Genomic DNA, 26,249 nt, shown 5'->3' on the forward strand with positions numbered 1-26,249 from the left:
TGGGGTCCTCTCCAGCGGCCAGTTCGCTGAGTGCCTTTGCCACGTCGCGCTGCCGCTCGCGTTGGGGTGTAGATCCTCTGCGGTGCACCGTCGGTGCCGGCCTGGTCCTCGTCGTAGCGCAACGGTGCGGGGAATATCACTACACTCTCCCTTGCGAAAATGTCACATTCTCCCTAGACTTTTGTGACACGAACAAGATGATCAGGATGATGAAGAAGAGGAGGAGCGAGATCACGATCATGACGAAGACGATGACTAGTCCTTCGAAGTCGAACGCGTCGATCAAGAGCTCGACGACGCCTGCCGCGGCGATTCGCGCACTCCCGGTGAAGTCCTTCGTGCGTCTGAGTGATCTTCCTGGCACGGATACGGCTCGCAGGAAGGCTGTGTCCCGCGCGGTTGATAGCGGTGACCTCCTCAAGGTGCGACGCGGTCTGTACTACCGCGGCAAGGCGACGCGATACGGAATGACGCACCCCTCTACCGCTGATGTCGTCAACGTCGTGATGGGTCGCGTCGGTGTTGGTCTAGCCGGATTCTCGGCAGCCCGTGAATGGGGAGTGACGACTCAGTTGCCGGTCAGTGTTCACGTCGCGACCTTGAAGAAAGTTGAGGGTTTCGAGGGCGTGAAGCAGACGGTTCGAAGCAACTTGGCTCGCGCTGATCTCAACGCCAAGGAGATTGCTCTGCTGGAGTTGATGCGCGAACCTGACGTGTATGTCGAGGCGGGGTGGGACGCCCTTGTCGCGGCGGTTCGCGATGCGATCGTTACCCGTGCCGTCCGGGTCGACCGCCTCCGGTTCGCTGGGCACTGTGAGTATGACCTTGCGACTGGTTCGAACATTGACCGACTTCTCGATGACGTTGGCGACCTGTCGCCCACCGGCGCACGCGCGGCATGAGCCCCCGCCTTCGCGAAGACGCCGATAGCCTCAACGCGCTTGTCGCCCAAACTGCACGCGCTCGTGGGCTGGACCCGGCCTACGTCGAGAAGGACTTCTGGGTCACCGAAGTACTCCGGGCTGCTGCGATTGAGCGCACGATCGACGGGGCGAGCGAGGCTACCCGAGTTGTGTTCAAAGGAGGAACAAGTCTCAGCAGGGTCTTTGGACTCATAGAGAGGTTCTCCGAAGATATTGATCTGCTGGTGGTGTTCCCCGAGGGCCCGAGTGCCAAGGCCCGTCACAAGATATTTAGGAAGATCGACGCCGACGTGTGCTCCTGGCTCGGTACAGAGAGCAAGTCGCCAGACTCGAGCACAGGGATCCATCGCACGACAACCTACGTGTATCCAGCCTCGTATGGATCGAGTGCGATCAAGGAGGTCGTTGTTCTCGAACTCGGCAGCCGCGGGGGCGAGATCCCCGCGAGTGAGCACCAATACCGTTCCATGGTGGCGATCTACGCCGAGGAGACGTACGGCGACGACGAGAGTGTTTGGGAGGAGTTTGCCTCCTTCCCGGTCACGGTGCTTGCCCCCCAGCGCACTCTGCTTGAAAAGTTGGCGGCTGTTCATGCTGCGGTGACCAACAACGACCAACAGGCGATCTTCCAGTTTGGCCGGCACTTCTACGACATTGGGCGACTGCTCAAGTCGGAGCAGGTTCAAGGTGCTCTCGCTCTACTCGGTCCCGATGGAGTCGCGTCGCTCACTGACGACATCAACGACCGTAGCCAAGCAGCGGGCTGGAAGTGGGTACCGCGGCCGGATGGCGGCTTTGCCGACAGTCCCGCGTTCGACGACCAGCACGAGGCTCACGCGATTGTCCAACGCGGCTATACGGCGGCGCTGGAGTTGGTCCATGGCGTGGCCCCGTCACTCGCTGAAGTCGTCGACACGGTTCGTGCAAGTCGGGCAATTCTCTAGTTCTACACGCAGCCATCGCCAGACCCCATTCGGGCGCAGGAGTCCGTTGCCGAATCCCTTGCGACGCGGTGGCGCGGCGGCGTGCTTGGCTACTGCGGTTCTGGGTAGTCGAGGCTGATGCGCCACTGTCGGAGCGACTCGAAGTCCGCCTGGGACAGGTATGAGTAGTTGCCACTGCGGTAGGCGGTGATGCCGCGCTGCGCAAGCCAGCGGCGAAGGCCCGTGCCGCTCACGTGGAGGGTGCGACGCGCCTCCGCGAGCGGCACAAACTCAGAGCGAGGCTTCAGTGTCACGGCGGTGCCGGTCGCGACCTGGGAAAGGGCTGTGGTGATCTCGCTCAATGCCGCTGCCTCAGTGGTGTTCAGGCGACGTGTGGCGTTGTCGGGGCCGGCGAAGCGTCCATGGGTGACGTTGTTCACCAGCGCGGTCAGCGCGAGTTGGTGCTGCTCGGTCATGGTGATGGTGGTGTGCTTCTGACCATACATGTGGGCTCCTCAGGTGGGTGGTGGGGCGTCGTGTTTGCACGGTATCCACGCGGCCTGAAACGGTTGACTTGTGGGCAAGCCAGACCGATGCTCACCCGGTCTGAGGTGCGCCCGCTAATCCCAGAATGAGGGGTCTGGCGGCAGGTTGAACTGGCTCCGCCAACCCCTGCTAGGCGGAACTGACGCGGGCGCCACCAACACCTCGGTTGCATGGGAGCCGACCCCTTGCCCACAGTCGTGAAGGTGGTTGCAACAAGTCGTTGCCGCTGATGTCATACCCGTGTCGGACGGTGGTCTCATGAAGATTGGCTATGCGCGTGTGTCGACGAAGGCGCAGGAGTACGGGATTGCGGCCCAGTCCGCTCAACTTGCTCAACTCGGGATCGAGCCCGCTCGTATCTATACCGATGAGGGCCTGACTGGCACCAATCGTGACCGCCCGGGCCTCCGAGAGGCGATGGCCGCGTGCCGTGACGGAGACACCCTCGTCGTGACCAAACTTGACCGGCTTGCCCGCTCAGTCCTGGACGCCAGGAACATCGTCGACGAACTCGCGAGCCACGGTATTGCGCTGTCCATCGGTGGTTCGACCCATGACCCAAATGATCCTGTCAGTCGATTGCTGCTCAACGTGTTGTCCATGGTTGCTGAGTTCGAGGCGGACCTCATCCGCGCACGCACCCGGGAGGGAATGGCCGTCGCCGAGGCGAAGGGGAGACTGAAAGGCAAGAAGCCAAAGTTGTCGCGTCGTCAGGCGGCGCATCTTCTCGATCTTCATCAGGCGGGTCAGCACACGATCGCGGAACTCGCCGAGTTGTTTGGCGTGGGGCGCGCCACGGTGTACCGCGAGATTGAACGAGTTCCCGTGACGACCTGACCGTGTCCCAGTGATTATCTGACCGTTTGACGGGCCCCTACCGGGCAATTCAACGGACGGGTCTTACGGACACCCTCCGTAAGCGTGCGGGTCCAGGACTCTGAGTGTGTCCGCTGGCCGGACGGCTTTCGGTCGGCTGGTGGTTGCGTCGTCGCGAGATGCCCCCGCAACAATCGGTCTTCCGAGGTGGGCCGGATGAACGGATAGGTGAAAGCCGCACACGGTCCAATCGCCTTACGGGACATACCCCGGACGGTCGACCTGCTCAAGAGTTGCGGGTTTGCAATGCAACGGGCCGCTCAACTTGAAGTTCAGGGGAAGTCCCGTAGCCAAGTGTCGGCGCCGGGTGCTGTGAAGACGTCGCTACGCGCCGGAGGGTTCTCGCGGATTGGCGTTGATGTCGGTGTGAACTTGAACATCCGCAACGCCGAGAGCCCCGGCGATGGTCGACGGCGTGCTACACCACGGCGCGCCCCGCCACCAGGCGGGCCTGGCTCGCAGCCGGAGCAGCGGTCGCCCACGGCCTTTGAGGCGGCGCAGTCCGTCCCGAAGCCTCTCCCGTCCCGCATAACCGCAGACAAAGCGATGGCCCGCCCCCTGACGGGGGACGGGCCTATGTCCAAAAGTTCTTCACCGTCATGCCTTGCTGGGTGCAGGTGAAGAACTCCACTCAGTGCACACTCGGGTGCACTGTCGCTTGGAGACCAAGATAGCCGCCCTGCGCACGGTGATCCAGGGCGCGTTCCTCAATCGTGCCGCTCCCGGGTCGCAGCCGTTGGGTCTGCGACAGTTTCCCTAAGCAGCGTGGCTTCGACGGTACTTTGCCGCTAGGACGAGTAGCACGGCACCGACAAGCAATGTTAGGACTCCACCAACACCCCAAGGCAGAACGTCGAATCCGGTGGCTGCCAGAACAGGCGCCACCACAGCGGCTGCTGCAACCGTGACCGTGTAGGTCTTCGAGTTTGTCCCGGCACTGTTCGTTGCGGTGAGCGTGAACGTCGCAGAGCCTGTCGAGGTTGGGGTCCCTGACACCACCCCGGTGGTGGAGTTCAGGGTGAGTCCGGCGGGCAGGGTTCCCGATGACACGGTGAACGTGATCGGCCCGGTACCTGCAGCAACGGTTGCGGAATACGGTGTGCCCACTGTCGCGGCAGGAAGCGTGCTGGTCGTGATCGACGGGACCACAGCGGCGGCTGCAACCGCAACCGTGTAGGTCTTCGAGTTTGTTCCGGCACTGTTCGTTGCGGTGAGCGTGAACGTCGCAGAGCCTGTCGAGGTTGGGGTCCCTGACACCACCCCGGTGGTGGAGTTCAGGGTGAGTCCGGCGGGCAGGGTTCCCGATGACACGGTGAACGTGATCGGCCCGGTACCTGCAGCAACGGTTGCGGAATACGGTGTGCCCACTGTCGCGGCAGGAAGCGTGCTGGTCGTGATCGACGGGACCACAGCGGCGGCTGCAACCGTGACCGTGTAGGTCTTCGAGTTTGTTCCGGCACTGTTCGTTGCGGTGAGCGTGAACGTCGCAGAGCCTGTCGAGGTTGGGGTCCCTGACACCACCCCGGTGGTGGAGTTCAGGGTGAGTCCGGCGGGCAGGGTTCCCGATGACACGGTGAACGTGATCGGCCCGGTGCCTGCAGCAACGGTTGCGGAATACGGTGTGCCCACTGTCGCGGCAGGAAGCGTGCTGGTCGTGATCGACGGGGCCACCACAGCAGCCACCGAAATGACCGACACCGTACCGTCGTTCGCGTTGGCGACGTAGACGGTGTTCGTGGTCGCATTCACCGCCACCGCGGACGGGTAGGAGCCCACAGGGATGGTGGAGGTCACCACGCCCTTCAACCCATCGATCACCGACACCGAACTGCCCAGGTAGTTGGCGACGTAGACGGTGTTCGTGGTCGCATCCACCGCCACCCCGAACGGGTGAGAGCCCACAGGGATGGTGGAGGTCACCGCGCCGGTCGCCCCATCGATCACCGACACCGAATTGTCGGACTCGTTGGTGACGTAGACGGTGTTCGTCGTCGCATTCACCGCCACCCCGAACGGGTTGGAGCCCACAGGGATGGTGGAGGTCACCACGCCCTTCAACCCATCGATCACCGACACCGAATTGCCCCAGTAGTTGGTGACGTAGACGGTGTTCGTGGTCGCATCCACCGCCACCCCGTACGGCCAGGGGCCCACAGTGATGGTGGAGGTCACCAAGCCGGTCGCCCCATCGATCACCGACACCGAATTGCCGTACTCGTTGGCGACGTAGACGGTGTTCGTGGTCGCATTCACCGCCACCGCGTACGGGTTGGAGCCCACAGTGATGGTGGAGGTCACCGTGCCGGTCGCCCCATCGATCACCGACACCGAATTGCCGATAATGTTAGTGCCGCCGGAGTTGGTGACGTAGACGGTGTTCGTGGTCGCATTCACCGCCACACCCCTCGGGCCTGAGCCCACAATGATGGCGGAGGTCACCACGCCCGTCGCCCCGTTGATCACCGACACCGAATTGCCCCAGTAGTTGGTGACGTAGATGGTGTTCGTGGTCGCATTCACCGCCACACCGTCCGGGCCTGAGCCCACAGTGATGGTGGAGGTCACCTGATAGGTCGACGTTGCCGCTTGCGCGGTCAGCGGAGCGAGGGTGGCCAGGACCAAACCACTCGCGAGTGCGAGCGCTACCCGTGCCAGATGTGACCGCGTGTGAGTTCTCATCGTGCTCCTGAGTAGTGGTTGTAGGCAGAGGAGGTGACTGCAGACCGATCGCTCGCCCAACGGAGGTGCTAAACCACTTGCACGCTAGCAGAGAAAGCGAGGTTGTCCCGGGGGGCTATGGTCATTGGACGCAACCAACTACCTAACGGCGCACGCCCTCGCCCGGGACTGCTGCACGGGTAGGTGACAGGTTGTAGTCACGCAGCCAGTGCGGCTGGCGTGTTCATGATGATCTCGAATTCGACCGGGGTCAAACGGCCTAGCGCTGCTTGTCGACGACGCCGGTGGTAGGTCCGTTCGATCCAGGTCACGATCGCGATCCAGAGTTGCTCTTGGGTGGTCCAGGAGTGGCGGTCGAGGACATTCTTCTGTAGCAGCGCGAAGAAGCTCTCCATGGCTGCATTGTCGCCGCACGAGGCCACTCGACCCATCGACCCGACCAGGCGGTGACGGTTCAGAGCGTGCAGGAACTTCCGGCTTCGAAATTGACTGCCTCGGTCGCTGTGGACCACGCAGCCGGCGACGTCGCCGCGCATCACGATGGCGTTCTCGAGCGCCAGGACAGCCAAGCTCGACTTCATCCTCGAGTCGATGGAGTATCCGACGATCTTGTTGGCGAACACGTCCTTGATCGCGCAGAGATAGAGTTTGCCCTCGGCGGCTTGGATTCCAGCAGTCGTCGCAACGGTGTGACCTACGTGGTGTTCAGTAAAGCAGTCATTCGTTCGGTGGGAGTGTCCCAGTCGAGGATTTTGCGGGGGCGGGCGTTGAGTTCCTCGGCGATCGCGGCGAGGTCGTGAGCGCTGTGAGCTCGGAGGTCGGTGCGTTTCGGGAGATATTGGCGGAGGAGCCCATTGGTGTTCTCGTTCGTGCCGCGCTGCCAGGGCGATGCGGGGTCGCAGAAGTAGACGGCCATGTCGGTCGCGACGGCGAATGCTTTGTGCTCGCTCATCTCCGCGCCCTGGTCCCAGGTAAGAGTGCGTCGCAGGCCAACGGGCAGGCCGACCAATGCAGTGACGAGGCTGTCGCGGACGGCTTCGGCGGTCCGCTCGATGGGGAGGTGGCCGAGAACGACGTAGCGCGTGGCACGCTCGACGACTGTCGCGACGGCGGAACCGTTCCCGGCGCCAAGGATGAGGTCACCTTCCCAGTGACCGGGTAAGGCACGGTCCTCGACTTCGGCGGGTCGGTCAGTCAGTGGCGTCATCGGGTCGGTGAACCTGCTGGTTCGCGCTTCCGGGTCGCGGTGGGGCTTCCGGCGCTTCCGGCCTCTGCGCAACGACGCCGCCAGTTCCCGTTTCAGCTCACCGTGAGCGTGAACGTAGATGGCCTGGTAGATCGTCTCGGGGCTCACGCGCATTCCAGGGTCATGCGGAAAGTCTCTACGAAGCCGATGGCTGATCTGCTCCGGCGACCAGCGCTTCTTCAACTTCGCGGCCACGTAGTCACGCAACGGCCCCGCAGACGCGAGCTTCGCAACGCGAACCCGTTCGCGACGCTTAACAGAGGTCCGGTGCGCGGTGTGCGGCAGGTAGCCGCCCTTGCTGACCGTGTTCCGTCGCAGCTCACGGCTGATCGTCGACGGCGACCGTCCCATCGTCACGGCGATCTTCCGTATTGATGCGCTCGTCATCAGCAAGTCTTTGAGGCGCTCCCGCTCGATCAGGCTGAGGTAGCGAGGATCGATGACCTGTTCGACTTTGGCCAGGGAAACGCGTTCTCCCTGCACCCACGCTGTTCTGCGGTTCTTCACATTCGCCAGTATCTCGGCCGGACGGTAGAGCACGACCCTTCCATCGGGGTAGACGCGGCCCTTCGAGAACACCCGAATGCCCTTGTCCCAGTCCGAGGCCTGATGACTCTCGATCCCGAGCCGCGCCGTGGCAACTCGCCGGGACAGACCTTCGCGCCGTAACCGAAGGAACTCCTGCCGGTTCGCGTCGGCATACTCGGCGGCGAAGATCCCCGCCTTATGCGCCCAGACGTAGCAGGTTACCCGGTTGAAGCCGAGTTCGCGGGCTACGGACGAGATGTTTCCGCCCTCGGCGAGCCGACGAAAGAACAACGCCTTCTCCTCGGCCGAGTACCTCCGCTGGGTGCTCCGCGGCGTCGACAATCCCGCTTGTTTCATCCACTTGTAGCCCGCGTCCGGATGCACCCCGACCGCGATCGCAGCAGCCCTCACCGACCCGCCCCGGTCGATCAACGCCATGAACGCCAACCGCTGCTGCTCGGTGTATTTTCTCGCCGGCATCCCAACTCCTCATCGCTAGTGTTGCTACGACTGCTGGAATCCAAGCGGTCTTGTGCTCGGTGATGTCGGTGAGCCAGAGCTGGTTCGGACCGTCGGCGGTGAACTCGTGCCGGGTCCGTCCGTCCTCGTCCGTGACGGTGCAGAGGTCGTTCTGGACTGGTGGACCCGGTTTCTTGCCGTTCTTGCCCCGCTTCTTCCCGAACGCGGACCACCAGCCGTTGTCCGAGGCGATCCGCCAGGCGGTCCGGTCCGACATCGCCTCACCGGCGTCTCGGGCCTCGTCGGCAAGGAGCCGGTGCCCGAACTCAGGATCATCCTTGTGTGCGTCAAACAACGCGTTCGCCCGATACGCCTCCACCACCTCGCTGGGCGTGATGGGGTCAGCCAGCCACCGGTAGTAGGGCTGGCGTGAGAGCTTGAGGACCCGGCACGTCACCGTCACGGGGATCCCCGATGCGGCGAGCTCTGTCACGAGCGGGTACCACCTTTTCTCGGCAGGTTCGCCTGCGACAGATACGCCGCCGCCCGCCGCAGCACCTCGTTCTCCTGCTCGAGCAGCCGGACCCGCTTCCGCGATTCTCGCAACTCGGCGGACTCGGTGCGGGATTGGCCGGGTTTGGTTCCGTCGTCGACCGCGGCGCGCTGCAACCACTTCTGCAACGTCATCGGGTGAACGCCGAAGTCTTTCGCGATCCGATCGATCGAAACACCAGGTTCACGGTTGCGCGCGACGCGCACCACGTCATCCCGGAACTCACTTGGATAGGGCTTGGGCATATTGACATCCTTCCAGGCCCACCCCTCGGGCAAGCCAGATCAGATGTCACCTACCCGTGCAGCAGTCCCGCCTGCTGTCAGCGCAGGGCATGAGTACGCGCGCCGTCGCTCCGGCGGTGGGGGCGTCCCACATGGCGGTGCACCGCGACCGTGGCGCAGGTGTAACGGAGCGTTACACCTCAGTAGAGCCCATCGCATACATAGACCGCACCACGGGCGAAGTCCTGGACGCCCCTGCCTCGTCTGTCCGAGGTGTGGGCGGCTTCATCTTGCGCCTGGACACGATCCGCGCCAATATATGTACTCACCCCGCCCGGATACGTCTCGCCCCCCTGAGACCCCGGGCGGGGCTTTTTGTGCGCGCCAACACCCCGCAGCGTTGCAGGCGCCGCCGCACCGCTCGCTCGCACATGACAAGACCCCCGGCGTCGATGGTCGCCGGGGTCTCTTTGGTGTGTGTCTCCCCTCAATCGGGACCAGCGCTGGGGCTAGTGCGAGCCGCTGACAATGCTGTCCATGTCGCCTGCCACGTCAAGCAGAATCCGCGCGCACCTTCGCATGGCGTCGGCGTTGGCGAATGCTGCGTGGAAACTGAAGTGCAGTTGCTCGATGATCGGCTCAGGTGCCCCGTGGGGGTCGTTCGGCTGAGCCGCTAACTCGAACATCAACGCCTCGTCGTCGTCGAGCATCGTGCCCGGCTCGGACCCAGAGCCCGGCAAGTAGTAGGCGCGCCCCACTGGAGCAACGAACCAGGGACCGCCGCCGTGTGGTGTGACCGTGCGCTCGAGTCGGCACCGAGGTGACGTCGCAAGAGTCTTTGCGCTGCCCAGGGGGTCAAGTGACCACAGTTTCAAATCCTGTCAACCCGACGGGGTGAAAACTGGTCGGCCGAACGAACTCGCTACGACCACCGCCTTGTGATGGAGGTCGCCGCCGTGTGCTGTGACCGTGCGCTCGATCCGCCGCCCAGGTGAGGAGGCAAGAGTGCTTGCGCGAACCCACTGCTAGAGGTCGGGATCCTCGCCAGCGGCCGCCGAATTGTGTGGTTCTGGCGCTCTGGCGTCGGGGCCGTGCGCCCCCAGGTGCAACTACTACGGTTCGGGGTAAACGAGGCTGATGCGCCACTGCCGCAGCGACTCGAAGTCCGCCCGGAAGAGGTACGACTGGATGCCACCACGATGGACCGTGATGGAGTCCGAGGGGGAAGCCCGGAACGGACACCCCAGGACCCGGAGCGGGGCGGGCACCTAGCGCTGCACTCTGATTAGGTCAGCATGCGCGTTTTTTTAGTCGCGGTCGGACATGGCCTTGATGTCGTTGTGGATCGTCTGCACGGTTACTTCGTGGCGAGCCGCGATTTCCGCCACTGAGAGCCCGTTGGCGCGGAGCCTAGTAACTTCTGCGCGTCTGGCCGCAATTCTGGCCTGCTTCGGGAACTGTGCTGCGACGACTCGACGCGATTGGCTGGCCGAGTACGTGCCGACGGCCCGGACCTGCTGAGGGGCCTTGCCGTTCGCGGCCATGGTCTGTGCCTGGGCTAGGCGCGCGCCGTCGGGGTCTCCGTATTTGCTGAGTGCGATGGTGCGGTGCCGCCCAGATGACTGCTCCGGGCTGAGGACCTCCCAGGAGCGCCTGCCTCGTGCAGACTGCTCGGCAAGGTAAGCAGCGCGGCGTTGCGGTGAGAACTCGCCTGTTCCGTTTCCATGCATCTCGCGCTATGTGAAGCGAGCCACGCTCTTGCCGCAGTCCCCTACGGGGGCTACGCGGCTTCCCTGACACGGAATCGTTAGTGCGTTGGGGTGCTTGCGGCGACTGAACGTATCGGGCATATGCCACGCCCCGTGCCGTCTTGCTCGGGAACGCGACCACCCGGTCCAGGCCTGCTGGATCCAGAATCAGTGGGTGAGGGGTGTGCTGGCTGGTTTGCCGAAGTAGTAACCCTGTCCGCATTCCCATCCCTGGTCGCGCAGGATGTCGGCTTGCATCTGGGTTTCGATGCCTTCGGCGATGCCGGTCAGGTGCATGCCCTTGACCAGACCGTTCACGCCCTGGGTCAGGGCGTTGGCTTGGCTGTTACCGGCGGTGAGGTCGTGGACGAAGCGCAGGTCGAGTTTGACTCCGGTCACGGGCAGTTCCCGTAGCACCGAGATGGAGGAGTATCCGGTGCCGAAGTCGTCCAGGTGGATGCCAATACCGAGTTCGCGTAAGGATGTCAGTGCGGTTCGGGCGCAGCCCACCAGGCTCAGGACGGCGGTCTCGGTGACCTCGATCACGATCCGGGCGGGGTCGACCCGGTGGGCCGCCAGAGTGTCCCGCACGGTGGTGAGCCAGTCCGGCCTGGCCAACTGGACGGCCGAAACGTTGACGCTGACCGGACCGGGCAGGTCCGGATGTTCTGCGAGGAGGGCGCAGACCTGGTCCAGGACTTGGGCTCCGATGGCGGTGATCAGCCCGGTGGTCTCGGCGATTTCGAGGAATTCACCGGGGCTGAGTAGGCCGCGGGTGGGGTGCGCCCAACGTATGAGTGCTTCGTGTCCGACCACGTGGGTGTCGGCCAGGGCCACGATGGGTTGGTAAAACACCACGAACTGATTGGCGGTGATCGCCTCACGTAACTGGTCCTCTATGTTCAGACGGGCCAGAGCCTGGGCGTGCATCGTGTCGTCGAAGAAGTGCCAGCGCGCCCGTCCGTTGGTTTTGGCCCGGGATAGCGCGGAGTCGGCGTCGCGTAGCAGACTCTCGGGCGTCGACGTCGAGGTCGAGGTGGCGATACCGATGGACGCGGTCGGTACGATCCGGTGGCCTCGCACCTGCAGATCGGTGGCGATCGCGGCAGACACCCTCTCGGCGTAGCGTTCCATGTCTTGGATGTTTTGGACGCCCTGCACCACGATGATGAACTCGTCGCCCCCAAAACGTCCAACACGGTCCCCCGCGCGCACAGCGGCCACGATCCGGCCCGCCACCGTGGCCAACACCTCGTCGCCGGCCGCGTGACCCAGCGAATCGTTCACGACCTTAAAGTTGTCCAGGTCCACGAACAGTGCCCCCACCGAACGTCCCTCCCGTTTGGCGATGCGCAGATCGACCTCCAGGATGTCCAGGATCCAAGCCCGGTTGTGTAGCCCGGTCAGCGAGTCGTGGAAAGCCTGGTAAGTCAAAGCCTCCTGAGCCTTGTGCTCGACGGTGATGTCTTCCACCTGGACCATGACCATGTTCGCCTCGCCGTCCTTACCGTGGAGCAGCAACTCCACCCGACGCACCCAGACGGTAGCGCCGTCGGCCCGCACCAGACGCAACGTCGTGACGGCCTTCTCGGTCGATCCGGCGATGACCCGGGCGCGGGCCTGGAGAACTTCTTCGACGTCGTCGGGGTGCACGGCGTCCTGCAGTCGGTGTGCCAGGACGTACGCCTCGTCGTACCCAAGCAGGTCGCACAATGCACGGTTCACGACCTGGATAGAACCGTCCAGGTCGGCCAAGACGATACCAATCGAAGCAGAACCCATCACCGTACGGACCAGATCCTCCGCCGCAACCAGACTCCGCGCGGTCTCGGCCGCCTTCCTCTGCTCGGTCACATCCCGTGTGATCGTGGACGCACCGACGATCGCACCGCCCGCATCATGGATCGGCGAGACGGTGATCGACACCGGGAGTGTGGTTCCGTCCTTGCGGACACGGATGGTCTCATAGTGCCCGCCAGGCTGACCTGCCCCAATCCTGGCCAGGGTGGCGTTTATGTCGCCGGGTCGATCCTCGAGGTTGAAGAGGTCGATAGGCTTGCCGACAGTTTCCTCGCTGGAGTACCCGAACATCCTCTCGGCAGCCGGGTTCCAGTTCATGACGATACCGTCGAGCGTCTTACCAACGATGGCGTCCTCAGAATTCCGGATGATTGCTGCCATCTGCTGGAGTTCCTGTGCTGTCTTGATGCGCTCCGTGATGTCGCGGATGGCCGCTGTGACGAAGAGGCCGTCCTCGGTTTCGATGAAGGACAAACTGACGTCGACGGGGAACTCGGTGCCATCCCGACGCCGTCCAGCCAACTGCAAACCGGTCCCCATGGCCCGAGCCTCCGGGTTGGCAAAGTATCCCGCCCGGTGCGCCAGGTGGCCCTTTCGGGACAACTCCGGCACCAGTATCTCCATGGGCTGACCCACCAGATCGGTGCGGTCGTAGTCGAACAACAACTCCGTCTGGCGATTGACAAACCGGATCACACCCGCCGGACCAATCCCCGCCATCGCATCAGGGGCTGCCTCTAGCAGGCCCTGGAAGTCCAACGGGTTTTGCAACATGCGAATCCTTCCTCTCGCGCAATAGCAAATAGTTCGGATTTCACAAAGTCAGGACAACTCAAGAAACAACCCCGGGTCAACTTTGTGTGATGAATTGCCCTCGACCGCGTCGACCGCCTCAACGCCGACAACGGGCTCTTCACAAAAGGGGGGTGTGCTGAGCACGGCGCGTCTGTCCGGGGTAGGTGGCTTCGTCTTGCGCACGGCCACAAACCGCGCCACGCTAGGGGAGTCCCGCTCGGTGGGTCTCCCTCCCAGGGACGCCGCCGAGCGGGCGTGAGCAACCGCAGACGTGTAGCCAAAGTGCGGTGGTGGCGTGTAGTTATTCGAAGGCCAGTGCGGAAGACTTGGCGTTACGGATACGAGTTGCGAATTCGTTTTCCGTGAGAATTTCGATCGGGTGTCCCTGTGCCCTCATGTCGGCCACCATGACGGCTACCAGTGTGGGGAAGTCTTGAGGCTCGTGACCTTCAAATCCGTCGCCGATGACCAGGATTGTCGTCTTGCTCGTCACGCCCCGTTGTAGTGTGCCCCCAAGGAGTGCGACCCGTGCGGCAACTTCGGCTCGTGACAGGCCCAGGGTGCCCGTGAATACGACGTGTGCGCCGACGAACAGATCCGATCTACTGGTTTCGGTGTAACTGATGGTTGCGGGGCCTCCTCGATCGTGGCGAACTACCTAACGGCGCACGCCCTCACCTGATCTCCCCGTCGCCATATTCCTAGCACTCGCCTTCGCGATACTGAAGCGTGCGCGGCACGATGTGGGACGACTCACACCAAGTTGCGCGTTTCGCGTGCACACAGCACTCTAAATACACCCCGCCCGGATGTGTCTCGACCCCCCTCTGAGACCCCGGGCGGGGCTTTTCGCGTCCTACAGCGCCCAGTCACCGTCGCAGGCTGCGCCGCGCCGTACCCCGCGCGGCAACGTAAGCGGAAATTACTTCAGGAACTTGCGTAGCGCCTTTGCTGTCTGTCCGCTCGTTTTGCGATATACAGCCTTGCGAACCTCACGCTGACCCAACGCGACCGGACCCTTACGTGCCGCACGCCCCGTCGCCGAGGCCCGGGCCATCCTGTACAACATCGAAGTTAAACTCATGTCCAGATCATATCGACGACAATGCCCGCCGAGCCGAAGCCGCCGCACACGTCGCTCACACATGACGAAACCCCCGGCGTGTCGGATCGCCGGGGCTCTCTCTGGTGTGTGTCTCCCCGCAATGGGGCCCATCGCTGGGGCTAGTGCGAGCCGCTTAGAATGCTGTCCGCGTGGTCTGCCACCTCGCGCAGAATCCGCGCGTACCTTCGCATGGCGTCGGCGTTGGCGAATGCTACGTGGAAACTGAAGTGCAGTTGCTCGATGATCGGCCCGGGTGCCCCATTGGGATCGTTCGGTTAAGCCACCATCTCGAACGTCAATGCCTCGTGGCCAGGGCGCTAAGCGACCTGGCCATGAGGCGCTGCCGCTCGCGTTGGACGTGCTGGTAGCGTGCCGCCGTCTTTGGTGATTTGTGGCCGAGGCGCGACATTACGTCGAAGCCGGATGCCTGGCCTGTCTGCGTCGCGAGGATGGCCAACGTGGGTTGAAATTCGTGGACACGCTTGTCGGGCACACAGTCTTCCGGCGGTCTTGACGTCGCTGCGCACGAATACGGCTTTGAAATTTGGCTGCCCAGAGCGGGTGGCTTCGGCTTGCGCACGTCCGCACGTCCGCACGTCCGCACGTCCGCACGTCCGCACGTCCGCCCGCAGCAGATTGTCCGCAAACTGTCCGCAGCACGCATGGCTCCAGATGGCTCAAGACGACGGTGAACGCCGTGTCATCCCTGGTAATTACGACATAGGTGGCTCTAGATGGCTCTAGGTGTACACGCAGGAGCATTACCCGGCGTATCGGCCAACTCATCCGCCCGCCGACGGGCCCACTCGGCTCGTGCTGACGCGACCCTCTCGTATTCTGAGCAAACTCCCTGAATTCTCTGGGCCATTTGTTTCATTGGGAGCGTGGACTTTGGAATAGACCCCAGCCAGGGAGAGAACCATGACCATGGAGAGCCCACAGCCCGCAGACCCGACGATTGACGCCGCACCTCAGCGTCGGCGGTCACGCTGGCGCGGGGCACTCCGCCCCAAGGTGGGCGTGATCGCCGCCTCGGTGCTCGCCCTGGCGTACGTCGCTGGGGTCGGCGTATGGGCCGCGAGCACGAACACCACCTCAGCAGCGACGACGGCGCAGATCGGCACGGCACCGAGTCTGGGCAACGCGCCCTCGGGCGAGGCGGGTGGCGGCTATGTGGGCCCGCGTCAGCGATATGTCGGGCCGCGCCAGGGCTACACCTACCCCGGGAACGGTACGACTTCGCCGGGGACCACGACCTCGACGGAGGCGGCCGCGACCACCGCGTCCGCCTCCGAGTCCACGGGCCTGGTCCTCATCGAGACCGTGCTCGGCTACGACCGGGCCGCGGCTGCAGGCACAGGCGTGGTGCTCACGAGCGATGGACTGGTCCTCACCAACAACCACGTCATCGACGGCTCGACCGCGATATCGGTGACCATCGCTGCGACTGGCAAGACGTACACCGCGACTGTCGTGGGCACTGATGCGACGGACGATGTGGCCCTCCTCCAGCTCCAAGGTGCAACCGGTTTGGCCACGGCGACCCCGGATAAGAACGCCGAACCCGCCGTCGGCGCGGGTGTGACAGCGGTGGGTAACGCCTCCGGCGGCGGCGTGCTGTTGGCCGCAGACGGCGTGGTCACCCAACTGAATTCCTCCGTCACCACCTCGTCGGAATACACGGTGCAGGGGGAGACGCTCGGCGGGATGATCGAGTTCGACGCCGCCGTCGTGGGCGGCGATTCGGGCGGCGCGCTGCTTGACAAACAGGGTGAGGTGGTCGGCATCACGACCGCGGCCTCGGTCGGACGTGCCACCACGGTGGCCTACGCGATTCCGATCAACAGTGCGCTGGCGATCGTCGACCAGATGCGGGCTGGCAACCTGTCTGCTGGCGTGAAGCTCGGCTACCCGGCCTTCCTGGGCGTCGCGATCGCGAGGGACGGCACGACCGGCATGCTGGTGCCCGGTCAGGGTGCTGGTGGGGCGAATGCGGTCGCAGGCGCACAACTCACCTACGTCTACGCCAACACCCCTGCGGCATCCGTGGGCCTGGTAGCGGGGGACACGATCACCGCGATCGGCGGTCAATTGGTGACGAGCGCAGACGACCTGTCGACCGCGATCTCGGGCCACAAGCCAGGCGACTCTGTGAGCCTGACCTGGACGGACACGGGCGGAGCGACTCAGTCCGCCACGGTGACGCTGATGCAAGGGCCTGCCGCGTAGCTGTCGTTCGGTGGCCTCAGCCGACGCCCTCCGCGGCGAGCGCGTCGGTGAGCAGACCGACTAGGGCTTCGAGTTGTACGTCCACAGATGCTTCGACGTCCTCGTCCGGCGCCCCATCCAAGGCCCGGGCCGCCAGGCCCGACTTGGCGTCGATCAGCGCGGCGATCTTGGAGTCGATGGTCTGCGCGGCGATGACCCGCCACGCGGTGACGGGCTCCTCCTGGCCGATGCGGTGGATCCGGTCGATGGCCTGTGTCTGCTCGGCGTCGGTCCAGGACAATTCGGCGAGCACCAGGTTGGAGGCGACCTGAAGGTTCAGCCCCACGCCCGCCGCCATCAGGGAGCACACCGCGATCGCGACATCGGGGTCGTTCTGGAACGCGGCGATGTTCTTCTCGCGCGCCTTGGGTGTCTGGTCGCCGCGGATCGAGGAGTAGCGGATGCCGCGATCGGCGAAGGTCTGCTCGGCCTGATCCATCACGTCGATGTGCTTGGCGAAGAACACGACCTTGCCGACGTTGCGCGCGAGTTGCGCGGCGTAGTCGGCGGCCAGTCCGGCCTTGGCTTGCCCGATCCTGCGGACCATCGTGAAGACGTTTTCCGCGCCGCCTTGCCCGCTCGACTCCTTGAGCTCCCACGACGCGACCCTGCGTATGAGTTCGTGGTCTATCCCGTCCACGACAACGCCGCTCCTGCGCGCCTCCAGCGCGGACCGGTAGCGACCGACCAGTCGAGCGGCAAGCGCGGCCTCGGCCGCGCGGATCGAGCGACCGGCCGCGCCGTCGAGCTCGACCGGCAGGTCCGCCACGCGGCGGGCGGGGATGTCGGCGGCGACGTCGATCTTGCGGCGGCGCACGATGCCCATGTCGATCACGCTTGCCCGCGCGGCGGAGTAGAAACCCTGGTCGACAGGAGTGAGTCCGGTCTCCTCGAGGACGCCCATCAGTGCGCCGAGCGGCATCGTGTCGTCGATCCAGCCCAGGAACTGCCAGATCGCTCGGAAGTCCTCGATGTCGTTGATCAGAGGGGTGCCGGTGAGCGCCATCAGTAGCGGCCGGGCCGCGCGGGCGCGGATCCGGTCCGAAAGCGCAAGGATGTGTTGCGAGCGCTGGGAGCCCTTGTTCTTGATGAAGTGCGCCTCGTCGACGACCATGCCGCGGAAGCCGAGGTCTCCGAGCCAGCCGACGTGCCTATCCAGGAGCTCGTAGTTCACGATCACGATGTCCGCGAAGGCGTCGACCCGATCGCCGTCGCCGTGGACCACCGTGGACCGACGCTCGGGCGTCCACAGGTCGACCTCGTGCGCCCAGTTCGTCTTCACCACGTTGGGTGCCACTACGAGCAGCGGGTAGGCGTTGGCCGCCTGGGCGGCGAGCAGCGCCTGGGCCGTCTTGCCGAGCCCCGGTTCGTCCGCGAGTAGGAACGTGCGATGGCCGGCGGCCGCAGCCGCGACGACCTGCGCCTGGTGCGGCATGAGCTGTCGACCGAGGGGAGCGAACGTCGAACGGGCGGTAGGTAGCGGCATGCAGGCGGGCACGCCGTCGGTACCACGCTCGAAGGACCTGAAGAGAGGCTCAAGCAGCTCCCAGCCGGCCAGGCGCCGGGCCCGCGAGGCGGTCCGCGCGGCCGCGGCCTCGAAGTCGGGCGCAAGGAATGGGTTCGCGAGTTGGCGAGAGATCACCGACTGGGGCACCACCTGACTCTTGGCGCCCGGCAACGGCGCGGCGGGCGCCACGGGAGCTGGTTCCTCGGGCGGCTCCAGCCCCCCGGCACGCATGAGGGTCGCCTTGAAGGAGCGAGCAGAGTCGGAGACCCTGGCGTCGTCGGCGAGAAGCGTGAGCAGGGAGGTGTCGCGGGCGGCGGTCCTGGCAAGAAGGGTCGCCACCCCGTCGAGTTCCTTGAGCTTCTTGGTGCGTTGCGCATCGGTCGTGCCGGTGTCCGCCAATACCCGGGCCCTCTCCTCTCGCACGAGCAGCGCGACCACCTGAAACTTGGTGCGCACCACCGGGCGCGTCGGCGGTTGCCGCACGGCGCCTGCGACCTCCTGGGCGACGCCTGCGAGGACCGCGATGATTCCCTGCTGGGCGGGCGGCTTGCGGCGCTGCTGAGCGGCACGCGAAGTGCGCGCGCCACCGGACCGGCGTTGGCCTGCTCGTGCCACATCTCCTCCTTCTCAGCGTTCGCGCCGTCATTGCGGTGTGACGCGTCATGCCGCGGCCTCCGGAGACTGGGCGGGTGTCGAGCCCGCGCCCGTGTCACTGGAAACCCGTGTCACTGGAAACCCAGGTCACGCAAAACCCAGACCAGGGCGACCACATGGGGCGCCCCGCCACCGCGCAACTTCTCCGGCTGCGTCCCCGACTGCGCCGAGCGCAGGTCCGTGCTCGTACCGATGGTGTCACGTCATTGTGCATCTTTGCGAACCACGGCGGGTTGGTGCCGTGGTCTTGCTGCCCAATGGAGAACCTGAAACGTCCCGCCAGACACGTCGTCCGAGTCCGGTCCGACAATGATCTCACGTGAAGCCCCTGGACCTGCAGCAGGCGGCTTGGCGGCCCGGAGCGGGTTCGCCACCACTATGGTCCATGCGATACCGATCGAGCATCTGGGTAGGTTGCTAGAGGCGTGCGGCAACATGCGTCGTAGATGGATGGTCGCCCGTCGTGCCCCATGCACGACGACAGAACCCGGCGTATCGGCCAACTCCTCCACCTTCAGGGGCACTGACGGGGGCAAACGATGGTCGGCGCCCACTGAACTGGGCTTCGCTCGCAGAAATGTGAGGCTTCAGCCTTCTGCGTGGCTGGGGGCGTCCATTGAATCGGAGCGGACGACGCGGTTGCGGCCACTTCGTTTGGCGCTGTACAGGCGCGCGTCGGCGACGCCGAGCAGTTTCGAACTGCGCTGGCCTTCGATCGGCGCACCGGCGACGCCGATGCTCACCGTTACCGGAATGCCCGTTGTGATCGGCCGCCAGTCGTGCTCCGCGATCGAGCGCCGCACCGCCTCGGCAAACCCGTCGGTCGCTTCCTCGTCGGTGCCGGGCAGGATCAGCAAGAACTCCTCGCCGCTGAGGCGGGCCGCGACGCCGCCAGGAACCGTGGCCGCCATCCGGCTGAGGATCTGACCGATGGCGCGCAGGACGTCGTCGCCTACTTCGTGCGAGCGCAGGTCGTTGACACGTTTGAACAAGTCGATGTCGATCATGGCGATGGTGAGCGCTGGCCCGCCGTCACGCACCGCCATGAGGGACACGCTCAGCTGCTCGTCAATGTACCGGCGGTTGTACAGGCCAGTGTCAGCGGGTCCCGCTCGGCCAGGTCGTGGTAGCGCGCCGTCTCGCGCCGCGCCTCCGTCGTCTGAAAGGCGGCCTTGAGGAGCTTGCCACGGGCCTCGCGGGAGCTCGCGCTGTGCGCCTCGATCCGACTGTGGAAATCTTGATAAGCCTCGTACGCGCCGCGGAAGTTCCCTGTCGCCGCGAAGATTTCCGCTTGCTCGCGTGCGGCGTCCGCCGCGCACCGGGACAGTTCGTAGGTTCGGCACAACTCCTGGCAGCGATCGATGACCTCCTGCGCGCGACCGAACTCGCCCTGCGTGCGGTGGACCTCGGCGAGGGTGACCAGGCACGTCGCGACGGTTTCGGGAACGAACTCGGTGGCTTGCGCGTCCATCGCCGGGGCAAGCACCCGCTCCGCCTCGGCCACTCGGCCCGCCGTGAGGTAGACGCGCCCGACGGTGTCGCGGACGTGCATCGCGAGGGGGCGGTCGTTGATGGCCGACACCCTGAGCAGGTGATCCACGGCGGCGAGCGCCTCACTCATCTCATGCGACAGGAAGTAGGTGAAGGCCGAGTTGTTGAGGATCGTGTTGCGCAAGTTGGACGCGTCATCGTCGCCGACGAGTTGCAGTGCCTCGCTGTAGCGGCGTTGCGACTCGTCGTAGGATCCTGCCGAGCCGAGCCGAGCCGAGCCGAGCCGAGCGCGTCGGCAAGGCATAGGAGCGCTGCCGCGCGCATGAGCGGCACCTCGGACTCGTCGAGCAGGTCATCCTCCACGTGGCGAACGAGAACGACGACGCGTCGGCGTTCTACGTGGCACTCGGTTTCGAGTTCACGGGTGTCTAGACGCTCTTCGGGGGACCGGGCGGCATGGTCGCCAGGGAAATACGACGGGGTCTGCGGGAGTGAAGGTCGCCCGCGCGCGCCGACGGTTCCCGCGGGCTCGGCGTTGTCGCGCAGGCATCTGCGGAACTTGGCGATTCGGCGGGCCGGCGTCTTGCCTTGGCCCGAGCGGGTGATCGTTCACTCCGCTTTGCAACTGCGGGGCGAATCCTGGGAGCCTCACCCGGGGGAAGGGCAATCTGTTCACACCAAGAGCAAACGCGCCGATTGATGGACAAGAGGATCGTCCGGTCGCGCGATGCCGATGTGTCGGGAGGACAGCCATGGTGAAGGTGCGTGCGTCCGAGCCGACTAGTAGCCCGGGGGCGACACGTGGTCCTTCGATCTGGCGCGACGGCCTGCTCATGGGGCTTGGCGCGCTCATCGTTGGTTGCCTGATCGGCTACGGCCTGGACTTCGGTTCTTGGGCGTCCCAGGTGGCGGCCCTGTGGGTGCTGGTGCTCTTCATGCATATCATGCTGGTGCTCACAGCGGGCCGTGTCGCTCGTGCCGACGGTGCGACGACGGCGACCAGGCGGGTGTGGGGCGCGCTGAGTCTCGCAGGAGCCGCGTACGCCGTCGGTGACGGCATCCAAATGGTGGCGCTCGCGATCAATCCGATTCGGGGAGCGGAGCCCACAATGGCCTGGTTGACCCCGGGCCAGTCGATGTCGATCATGGTCGGAACCACCATCGTCGTCGTGGTGATGCTCACGACACCGACCGGGCTCGTCTCGCGACGGGACCGGACACGGTTCTGGCTCGACGTGAGCGTCGTGATGGCAGCGGCCACGACCTTCGGCGGCTACGTCTACCTTTCTGAGGATGCCTCGACCTTCACGGGCGTACTGTTCAGCATGTTGGCCGGACCCGGCGCGTTCCTGGTCGGAGCGTTCTCGGTGGTGAGGTTGGTGCTCAGCGAGCGATCGCCATTCTCCGCCCTGGCAGGACGCACGCTGGTAGCCGCGGCGGTATTGCAGGGGACGGTGCAGGCGTCGAGCGTGCTGATGATCCAGAGTGGACGGTTGTCCTGGTATCTCGGCCTCGCGGCGATCGCCTCCACGCTGCTGCTGGCTTCCGCCCGCATTCAGCAACTCCAGGTTCGCGCAGACCCAAACTTCATGCACGCTCGGCCCCAACGCCGATTCAGCAAGCTCCCGTACGTCGCGATCGCTGCGACCTACCTCCTCCTGGTGTGGGTCTTAAGAGAGGTCGGTCTCGACGTCCACATGTGGATCGTCGTTTGCGGCGCGATTGCCTCTACCGGACTGGTCATCGTGCGGCAGTTGGCCGCCTTTGCCGACAACGCCCACCTTCTTGACGAACTCGACGCCACGGTGGACCAACTCCGTCAGTCACTGGGCGAGCGGGAGCTCCTCACCGCCGAACTGCGCCACCAAGCCTTTCACGACCCGCTGACCGGTCTGTCCAACCGCGCGATGCTTGGCAACCGGCTGGAGCTCGCACTGAACGCGGTCGGCATCGTCGCCAACCGCAGAGCGTTGATGATCGTCGATCTTGACGACTTCAAGGCGGTCAATGACGTGTTTGGCCACGCCGTTGGTGACGAGCTGCTGATCGTGGCTGCCCGCAGGTTGCGCGACTGCGTCCGCGGGTCCGATCTCGTTGCTCGGGTTGGCGGGGATGAGTTCGCCGTCCTTCTCGACAATCCACAGGACGGAACTGACGAGATTGCCCAACGAATCGTTGACGCGATGGCGAAGCCCTTCATGGTCTCCGCCGGGACCGCCTCGGTGAGCGCGAGCGTCGGCGTTGTCGTTTTCGACGGTGTCGGACGCACCGCTGAAGAGCTCCTCCATGAGGCCGACACCTCGATGTACCAGGCGAAGCGCGAGGGTAAGGGCGAGTACCGCATTTGCGCATGATCGGTTGCGGTCGATCGGGCGGCGGGAGCTCGCGATGGTGAGGCGGTGGACCCGGTGCCGTCGCGCGGGTCAGTTGCCCTTCGTGACGCTGCCGAAGATGGGTTCGACGGCGCCCCAGTTGCCGCTCTCATGCTCGCCGATGACTCCCGTGTATTTCGCGTGACCTCGAAGGCGGCCGCGGGTGACGGGATGCGCGCGGCCGTCCGCGACCATACCTGGTTCGCCACGGCCCAGGCGATCCGCTGCATGACGCGACTCGAGATCGCCACCACCGTCCGGACCGCGGGTCATTCCGTCTGTCTAGAGCAGAGACCTTGCCTGGCGTTGTCGGCAAATCGGGGGGATCCTCGGTCTCGGGACACTCGTCCCTTTTGGTGCATGCGACACGGGACACGGTTGGGATATACGTCCGGGGTATTGCGCCAAAAATGCCCGGTAGGGTATCGCTGGAGACAACCAGTCAACGCAAAGAGGCACCAATGACGTCTGTATCGAGCGTGCAGTCACCCGAGTCGGTTGAGACTGCACCACCCATGACACTTGGCATTCCCGCCGAGACCAAGAAGGGCGAGAGCCTTGTCGCGGCCAGCCCCAAGACCGTCGGCCAGCTGGTGAAGCTGGGCTACTCGGTCATCGTGCAGAAGGGTGCTGGCGACAAGGCAACCTACTCCGACGCCGAGTACGCCGAGGCCGGGGCCAAGGTCGCCGATGCCAAGGCCGCGTGGGGTGCAGATATCGTCACCGCAGTCAACGCGCCCGGCAGCGCCGCGTTGGACAAGATGCGCAAGGGCTCGGTCCTCATCTCGATGATGAGCGCGCCCTCCAGCCCCGACTACATCGCCGATCTCGCGAAGCGCGGCATCACCGGAATGGCGCTCGACGCGGTCCCGCGCATCTCCCGCGCCCAGTCGATGGACGTGCTGTCGACCATGTCGAACGTGTCCGGCTACCGCGCCGTCATTGAGGCCGCCGAGAACTACGGCGGCATGTTCACCGGCCAGATGACGGCCGCAGGCAAGACGCCCCCCGCGAACGTGTTCGTGATCGGCGCAGGCGTCGCAGGATTGTCAGCGCTCGGCACCGCCGCGAGCCTGGGTGCCGAGGTCCGCGCGTTCGACGTGCGCCCCGAGGTGGGGGAGCAGATCGAGTCGATGGGCGCCACGTTCGTGCAGGCCGAGGCCGCCCAGCAAGAGGTTTCCTCCGACGGATACGCGAAGGCGCTGTCCGAGGAGCAGGAGAAGCTCACGGCCATCATGTACGCCGAGGAGAGCGCTAAGGCCGACGTGGTCATCACTACCGCGCTTGTGCGCGGCAAGGCGGTGCGCACGATTTCGGCCGAGATGGTCGCTGGCATGAAGCCCGGTTCGGTCATCATTGACCTCGCCGCCATCGGCGGGGGCAACTGTGAACTGACCGTTCCCGGCGAGCGCATCGTGACCGACAACGGCGTGATCATCGTTGGTTACACGGACCTCACCAGCCGGATGCCCAAGCACACGTCACAGTTGTTCGGTACCAACATCGTCAACGTGATGAAGCTCCTGACGCCCGGCAAGGACGGCCAAGCGGTCCTCAACTATGAGGACGAGGTGGTGCGCGGCATGACCGTCGCCCACGCGGGTGAGGTGATGTGGCCGCCGCCGCCGGTGAACGTTTCTGCGGCAGCAGGCGCTCCCGTCGCCGAGGTGCCCGTCGTGGATCCCGTGGAGAAGGCACGCCTCGCCGCCGAGGCTGCGGCCAAGAAGGCCAAGAGGCGCCTGATCGGGTCCGCGGTGGCCGCCGTGCTCGTGGTGCTCGCCATCGCGTCCTCGCCCATGTCATTCGTTTCGTACTTCACGGTCTTCCTCCTCGCCGTCGTGGTGGGCTATTACGTGATTTCCGGCGTGTCGCACGCGCTGCATACGCCGCTCATGGCTCAAACAAACGCGATCTCCGGAATCATCCTGGTCGGAGCGCTGATGCAACTGGGGTCGACGAATATCGCGGTCCTGGTGATGTCGTTTGTCGCGGCGTCCATCGCGTCCATCAACATCTTCGGTGGGTTCCTCGTGTCCTACCGGATGCTCGGCATGTTCCAAAAGGAGGCGTGATCACTGTGACGATCATCGGACTGATTCAGGGCCTGTACATCGTTGCCGGCGTCATGTTCATCCTGTCGCTGGCTGGACTGTCAAAGCCGGCCACCGCTCGCGCAGGCAACACCATCGGCATCGCGGGCATGAGCCTTGCGCTTGCCGCGACGGTCTGGAACTCCCTGTACGAGTCGGCCGAAATGCCCGACCGCCAGTCGGTGTGGCTCACCGCGCTGCTCATCCTCGCCGTGCTCGCGATCGGCTTGTCGATCGGCGCTCCGATCGCCCGCAAGGTCGAGATGACCCAGATGCCTGAACTGATCGCCGCATTCCACTCGTTCGTGGGTATGGCAGCCGTGCTGGTGGGCGTCAACTCCTACCTTGCCGAGTCCGGTGGCGACACCGTCCACACCGTCGAGGTGGCGCTCGGCGTACTGATCGGTGCCTACACGTTCACCGGATCCATCGTGGCGTTCCTCAAGCTGTCGGCCAAGATGAGCTCCGCGCCGCTCGTGCTGCCTGGTCGCAACCTCATCAACGTGACCGCCTTTGCCGCCTTCGTCGCCCTGATGTTCTGGCTCATTGCGCTCGGTGACGGCAGCCGCACGCTGGGCCTCGTGCTCGTCGTGGTGATGGCAGTGATCGGGTTTGGGCTCGGCTGGCACATGGTGGCCGCCATTGGCGGTGGCGACATGCCCGTCGTCGTGTCGATGCTCAACAGCTACTCCGGATGGGCCGCGGCCGCTGCGGGCTTCATGCTCGGCAACAACCTGCTCATCATTACGGGCGCACTGGTCGGTTCTTCAGGTGCAATCCTCAGTTACATCATGTGCCGCGCGATGAACCGCTCGTTCATCTCCGTCATTCTGGGCGGCTTCGGTTCGGATGGCGCCGCCCCCACTGCGGGCGCCGACGGCCCGATGGGCGAATACACGGAGATTTCCGCCGAAGGCGCGGCCGAGGCGCTGATGTCGGCCAAGTCCGTGGTCATTACCCCCGGATACGGGATGGCGGTAGCCAAGGCTCAGTACCCAGTAGCCGAACTCACTCACCGCTTGCGAGCGCGGGGTATCAAGGTGCGCTTCGGAGTACACCCTGTCGCGGGGCGCCTGCCCGGCCACATGAACGTGCTGCTGGCCGAGGCGAAGGTGCCGTATGACATCGTCCTGGAAATGGACGAGATTAACGACGATTTCGCCGATACCGACGTGGTGCTGGTGATCGGCGCCAACGACACCGTCAACCCCGCAGCAAACGACGACCCCTCGTCACCGATTGCCGGCATGCCGGTGCTTGAGGTGTGGAAAGCGCAGCACGTCATCGTGTTCAAGCGCTCCATGGCCACCGGATACGCAGGCGTGCAGAACCCGCTGTTCTTCAAGGAGAACACGGACATGCTGTTCGGCGACGCGAAGACCCAGGTCGAGGCGATCGTCGCGGCACTGCCCGCGCTGCAGAAGGCTTAGTCGCCGCGTTCCTGCGTGAGGGTTCGTCCCTT

Annotated in this window: 19 protein-coding genes and 1 pseudogene; 7 read left to right on the forward strand and 13 right to left on the reverse strand. The window is 64.8% G+C overall.

The window, feature by feature from the left end; translation table 11 throughout:
- Positions 1-206 precede the first annotated feature (206 nt).
- A complete protein-coding gene (locus BKA03_RS06200; protein ID WP_152649564.1) occupies positions 207-902 on the forward strand; it encodes a hypothetical protein in 696 nt (231 codons plus the stop codon).
- On the forward strand, positions 899-1,867 hold the full coding sequence (locus tag BKA03_RS06205) for a nucleotidyl transferase AbiEii/AbiGii toxin family protein (protein WP_062075374.1): 969 nt from the start codon (positions 899-901) through the stop codon (positions 1,865-1,867). The genes BKA03_RS06200 and BKA03_RS06205 overlap by 4 nt, the downstream gene beginning before the upstream one ends.
- Before the next feature lie 89 nt (positions 1,868-1,956).
- Here BKA03_RS06205 and BKA03_RS06210 read toward each other — a convergent pair whose 3' ends face one another.
- Positions 1,957-2,352, reverse strand: a complete 396-nt coding sequence (locus BKA03_RS06210; protein WP_062075375.1) for a hypothetical protein — start codon at positions 2,350-2,352, stop codon at positions 1,957-1,959.
- A gap of 298 nt (positions 2,353-2,650) precedes the next feature.
- Here BKA03_RS06210 and BKA03_RS06215 point away from each other — a divergent pair, with 298 nt between their 5' ends.
- Complete coding sequence (locus tag BKA03_RS06215) at positions 2,651-3,229, forward strand: recombinase family protein (protein WP_062075390.1); 579 nt, start codon at positions 2,651-2,653, stop codon at positions 3,227-3,229.
- 795 nt (positions 3,230-4,024) lie between these two features.
- On the opposite strand, the gene BKA03_RS06220 is transcribed toward BKA03_RS06215, so the two are convergent.
- The 8 genes and pseudogenes from BKA03_RS06220 to BKA03_RS06255 all read right to left on the reverse strand — a co-directional run bounded on the left by BKA03_RS06220 (position 4,025) and on the right by BKA03_RS06255 (position 13,925).
- Entirely contained in the window at positions 4,025-5,947 is a 1,923-nt protein-coding gene (locus BKA03_RS06220; protein ID WP_179397717.1) for a putative Ig domain-containing protein, read from the reverse strand.
- 197 nt (positions 5,948-6,144) lie between these two features.
- Positions 6,145-6,603, reverse strand: a pseudogene (locus BKA03_RS06225) (transposase); the annotation flags it as partial.
- Between the two features lie 38 nt (positions 6,604-6,641).
- Positions 6,642-7,847 (reverse strand): IS30 family transposase, encoded by a 1,206-nt coding sequence (locus tag BKA03_RS06230; RefSeq protein ID WP_179398136.1) that lies wholly within the window; start codon positions 7,845-7,847, stop codon positions 6,642-6,644.
- Positions 7,848-8,669: 822 nt separating this feature from the next.
- A complete protein-coding gene (locus BKA03_RS14995; protein WP_218855990.1) occupies positions 8,670-8,978 on the reverse strand; it encodes a transposase in 309 nt (102 codons plus the stop codon).
- A gap of 488 nt (positions 8,979-9,466) precedes the next feature.
- Positions 9,467-9,715 (reverse strand): hypothetical protein, encoded by a 249-nt coding sequence (locus tag BKA03_RS06240; RefSeq protein ID WP_062074952.1) that lies wholly within the window; start codon positions 9,713-9,715, stop codon positions 9,467-9,469.
- A gap of 549 nt (positions 9,716-10,264) precedes the next feature.
- Positions 10,265-10,687: an HTH domain-containing protein gene (locus BKA03_RS06245; RefSeq protein WP_152649522.1), complete on the reverse strand. Its 423-nt coding sequence runs from the start codon at positions 10,685-10,687 to the stop codon at positions 10,265-10,267.
- A 186-nt stretch (positions 10,688-10,873) separates the two neighbouring features.
- Positions 10,874-13,279 carry a sensor domain-containing protein gene (locus tag BKA03_RS06250; protein WP_062074954.1) on the reverse strand — a complete coding sequence of 802 codons (2,406 nt, stop codon included), beginning with the start codon at positions 13,277-13,279 and terminating at the stop codon, positions 10,874-10,876.
- Positions 13,280-13,601: 322 nt separating this feature from the next.
- Entirely contained in the window at positions 13,602-13,925 is a 324-nt protein-coding gene (locus BKA03_RS06255; protein WP_152649523.1) for a BRCT domain-containing protein, read from the reverse strand.
- A gap of 1,401 nt (positions 13,926-15,326) precedes the next feature.
- Here BKA03_RS06255 and BKA03_RS06260 point away from each other — a divergent pair.
- The gene (locus tag BKA03_RS06260; RefSeq protein WP_062074957.1) at positions 15,327-16,634 is read left to right on the forward strand and encodes a S1C family serine protease; all 1,308 of its coding nucleotides are present in this window, start codon (positions 15,327-15,329) and stop codon (positions 16,632-16,634) included.
- A gap of 16 nt (positions 16,635-16,650) precedes the next feature.
- Here BKA03_RS06260 and BKA03_RS06265 read toward each other — a convergent pair whose 3' ends face one another.
- The 3 genes from BKA03_RS06265 to BKA03_RS06275 form a co-directional block, all read right to left on the reverse strand.
- Complete coding sequence (locus tag BKA03_RS06265) at positions 16,651-18,795, reverse strand: DEAD/DEAH box helicase (RefSeq protein ID WP_062074958.1); 2,145 nt, start codon at positions 18,793-18,795, stop codon at positions 16,651-16,653.
- A 626-nt stretch (positions 18,796-19,421) separates the two neighbouring features.
- Positions 19,422-19,880, reverse strand: a complete 459-nt coding sequence (locus tag BKA03_RS06270; RefSeq protein ID WP_193745842.1) for a GGDEF domain-containing protein — start codon at positions 19,878-19,880, stop codon at positions 19,422-19,424.
- Between the two features lie 11 nt (positions 19,881-19,891).
- Positions 19,892-20,629, reverse strand: a complete 738-nt coding sequence (locus tag BKA03_RS06275; RefSeq protein ID WP_062074960.1) for a tetratricopeptide repeat-containing protein — start codon at positions 20,627-20,629, stop codon at positions 19,892-19,894.
- A 448-nt stretch (positions 20,630-21,077) separates the two neighbouring features.
- Between BKA03_RS06275 and BKA03_RS06280 the strand changes: the two genes are divergently transcribed.
- Positions 21,078-22,679, forward strand: coding sequence for a GGDEF domain-containing protein (locus BKA03_RS06280; RefSeq protein WP_062074961.1), 1,602 nt, complete (start codon positions 21,078-21,080; stop codon positions 22,677-22,679).
- A 69-nt stretch (positions 22,680-22,748) separates the two neighbouring features.
- Here the strand turns inward: BKA03_RS06280 and BKA03_RS06285 are convergent, their stop codons facing one another.
- Complete coding sequence (locus tag BKA03_RS06285) at positions 22,749-22,970, reverse strand: hypothetical protein (protein ID WP_062074962.1); 222 nt, start codon at positions 22,968-22,970, stop codon at positions 22,749-22,751.
- 242 nt (positions 22,971-23,212) lie between these two features.
- Here BKA03_RS06285 and BKA03_RS06290 point away from each other — a divergent pair, with 242 nt between their 5' ends.
- Positions 23,213-24,769 carry a Re/Si-specific NAD(P)(+) transhydrogenase subunit alpha gene (locus tag BKA03_RS06290; protein ID WP_062074963.1) on the forward strand — a complete coding sequence of 519 codons (1,557 nt, stop codon included), beginning with the start codon at positions 23,213-23,215 and terminating at the stop codon, positions 24,767-24,769.
- A 5-nt stretch (positions 24,770-24,774) separates the two neighbouring features.
- The gene (gene pntB, locus BKA03_RS06295; RefSeq protein ID WP_083971553.1) at positions 24,775-26,217 is read left to right on the forward strand and encodes a Re/Si-specific NAD(P)(+) transhydrogenase subunit beta; all 1,443 of its coding nucleotides are present in this window, start codon (positions 24,775-24,777) and stop codon (positions 26,215-26,217) included.
- The last annotated feature ends 32 nt before the right edge of the window (positions 26,218-26,249 follow it).

This window comes from Demequina lutea (assembly GCF_013409005.1).
GTDB lineage: Bacteria > Actinomycetota > Actinomycetes > Actinomycetales > Demequinaceae > Demequina > Demequina lutea.

Coding starts and splice junctions, on each gene's coding strand:
- BKA03_RS06245 (WP_152649522.1), bottom strand. CDS start 10,687: ATGCATGGAAACGGAACAGGCGAGTTCTCACCGCAACGCCGCGCTGCT.
- BKA03_RS06220 (WP_179397717.1), bottom strand. CDS start 5,947: ATGAGAACTCACACGCGGTCACATCTGGCACGGGTAGCGCTCGCACTC.
- BKA03_RS06285 (WP_062074962.1), bottom strand. CDS start 22,970: ATGACCCGCGGTCCGGACGGTGGTGGCGATCTCGAGTCGCGTCATGCA.
- BKA03_RS06215 (WP_062075390.1), top strand. CDS start 2,651: ATGAAGATTGGCTATGCGCGTGTGTCGACGAAGGCGCAGGAGTACGGG.
- BKA03_RS06205 (WP_062075374.1), top strand. CDS start 899: ATGAGCCCCCGCCTTCGCGAAGACGCCGATAGCCTCAACGCGCTTGTC.
- BKA03_RS06280 (WP_062074961.1), top strand. CDS start 21,078: ATGGTGAAGGTGCGTGCGTCCGAGCCGACTAGTAGCCCGGGGGCGACA.
- BKA03_RS14995 (WP_218855990.1), bottom strand. CDS start 8,978: ATGCCCAAGCCCTATCCAAGTGAGTTCCGGGATGACGTGGTGCGCGTC.
- BKA03_RS06260 (WP_062074957.1), top strand. CDS start 15,327: ATGACCATGGAGAGCCCACAGCCCGCAGACCCGACGATTGACGCCGCA.
- BKA03_RS06210 (WP_062075375.1), bottom strand. CDS start 2,352: ATGTATGGTCAGAAGCACACCACCATCACCATGACCGAGCAGCACCAA.
- BKA03_RS06200 (WP_152649564.1), top strand. CDS start 207: ATGATGAAGAAGAGGAGGAGCGAGATCACGATCATGACGAAGACGATG.
- BKA03_RS06270 (WP_193745842.1), bottom strand. CDS start 19,880: ATGGCGGTGCGTGACGGCGGGCCAGCGCTCACCATCGCCATGATCGAC.
- BKA03_RS06275 (WP_062074960.1), bottom strand. CDS start 20,629: ATGCCTTGCCGACGCGCTCGGCTCGGCTCGGCTCGGCTCGGCTCGGCA.
- BKA03_RS06290 (WP_062074963.1), top strand. CDS start 23,213: ATGACACTTGGCATTCCCGCCGAGACCAAGAAGGGCGAGAGCCTTGTC.
- BKA03_RS06250 (WP_062074954.1), bottom strand. CDS start 13,279: ATGTTGCAAAACCCGTTGGACTTCCAGGGCCTGCTAGAGGCAGCCCCT.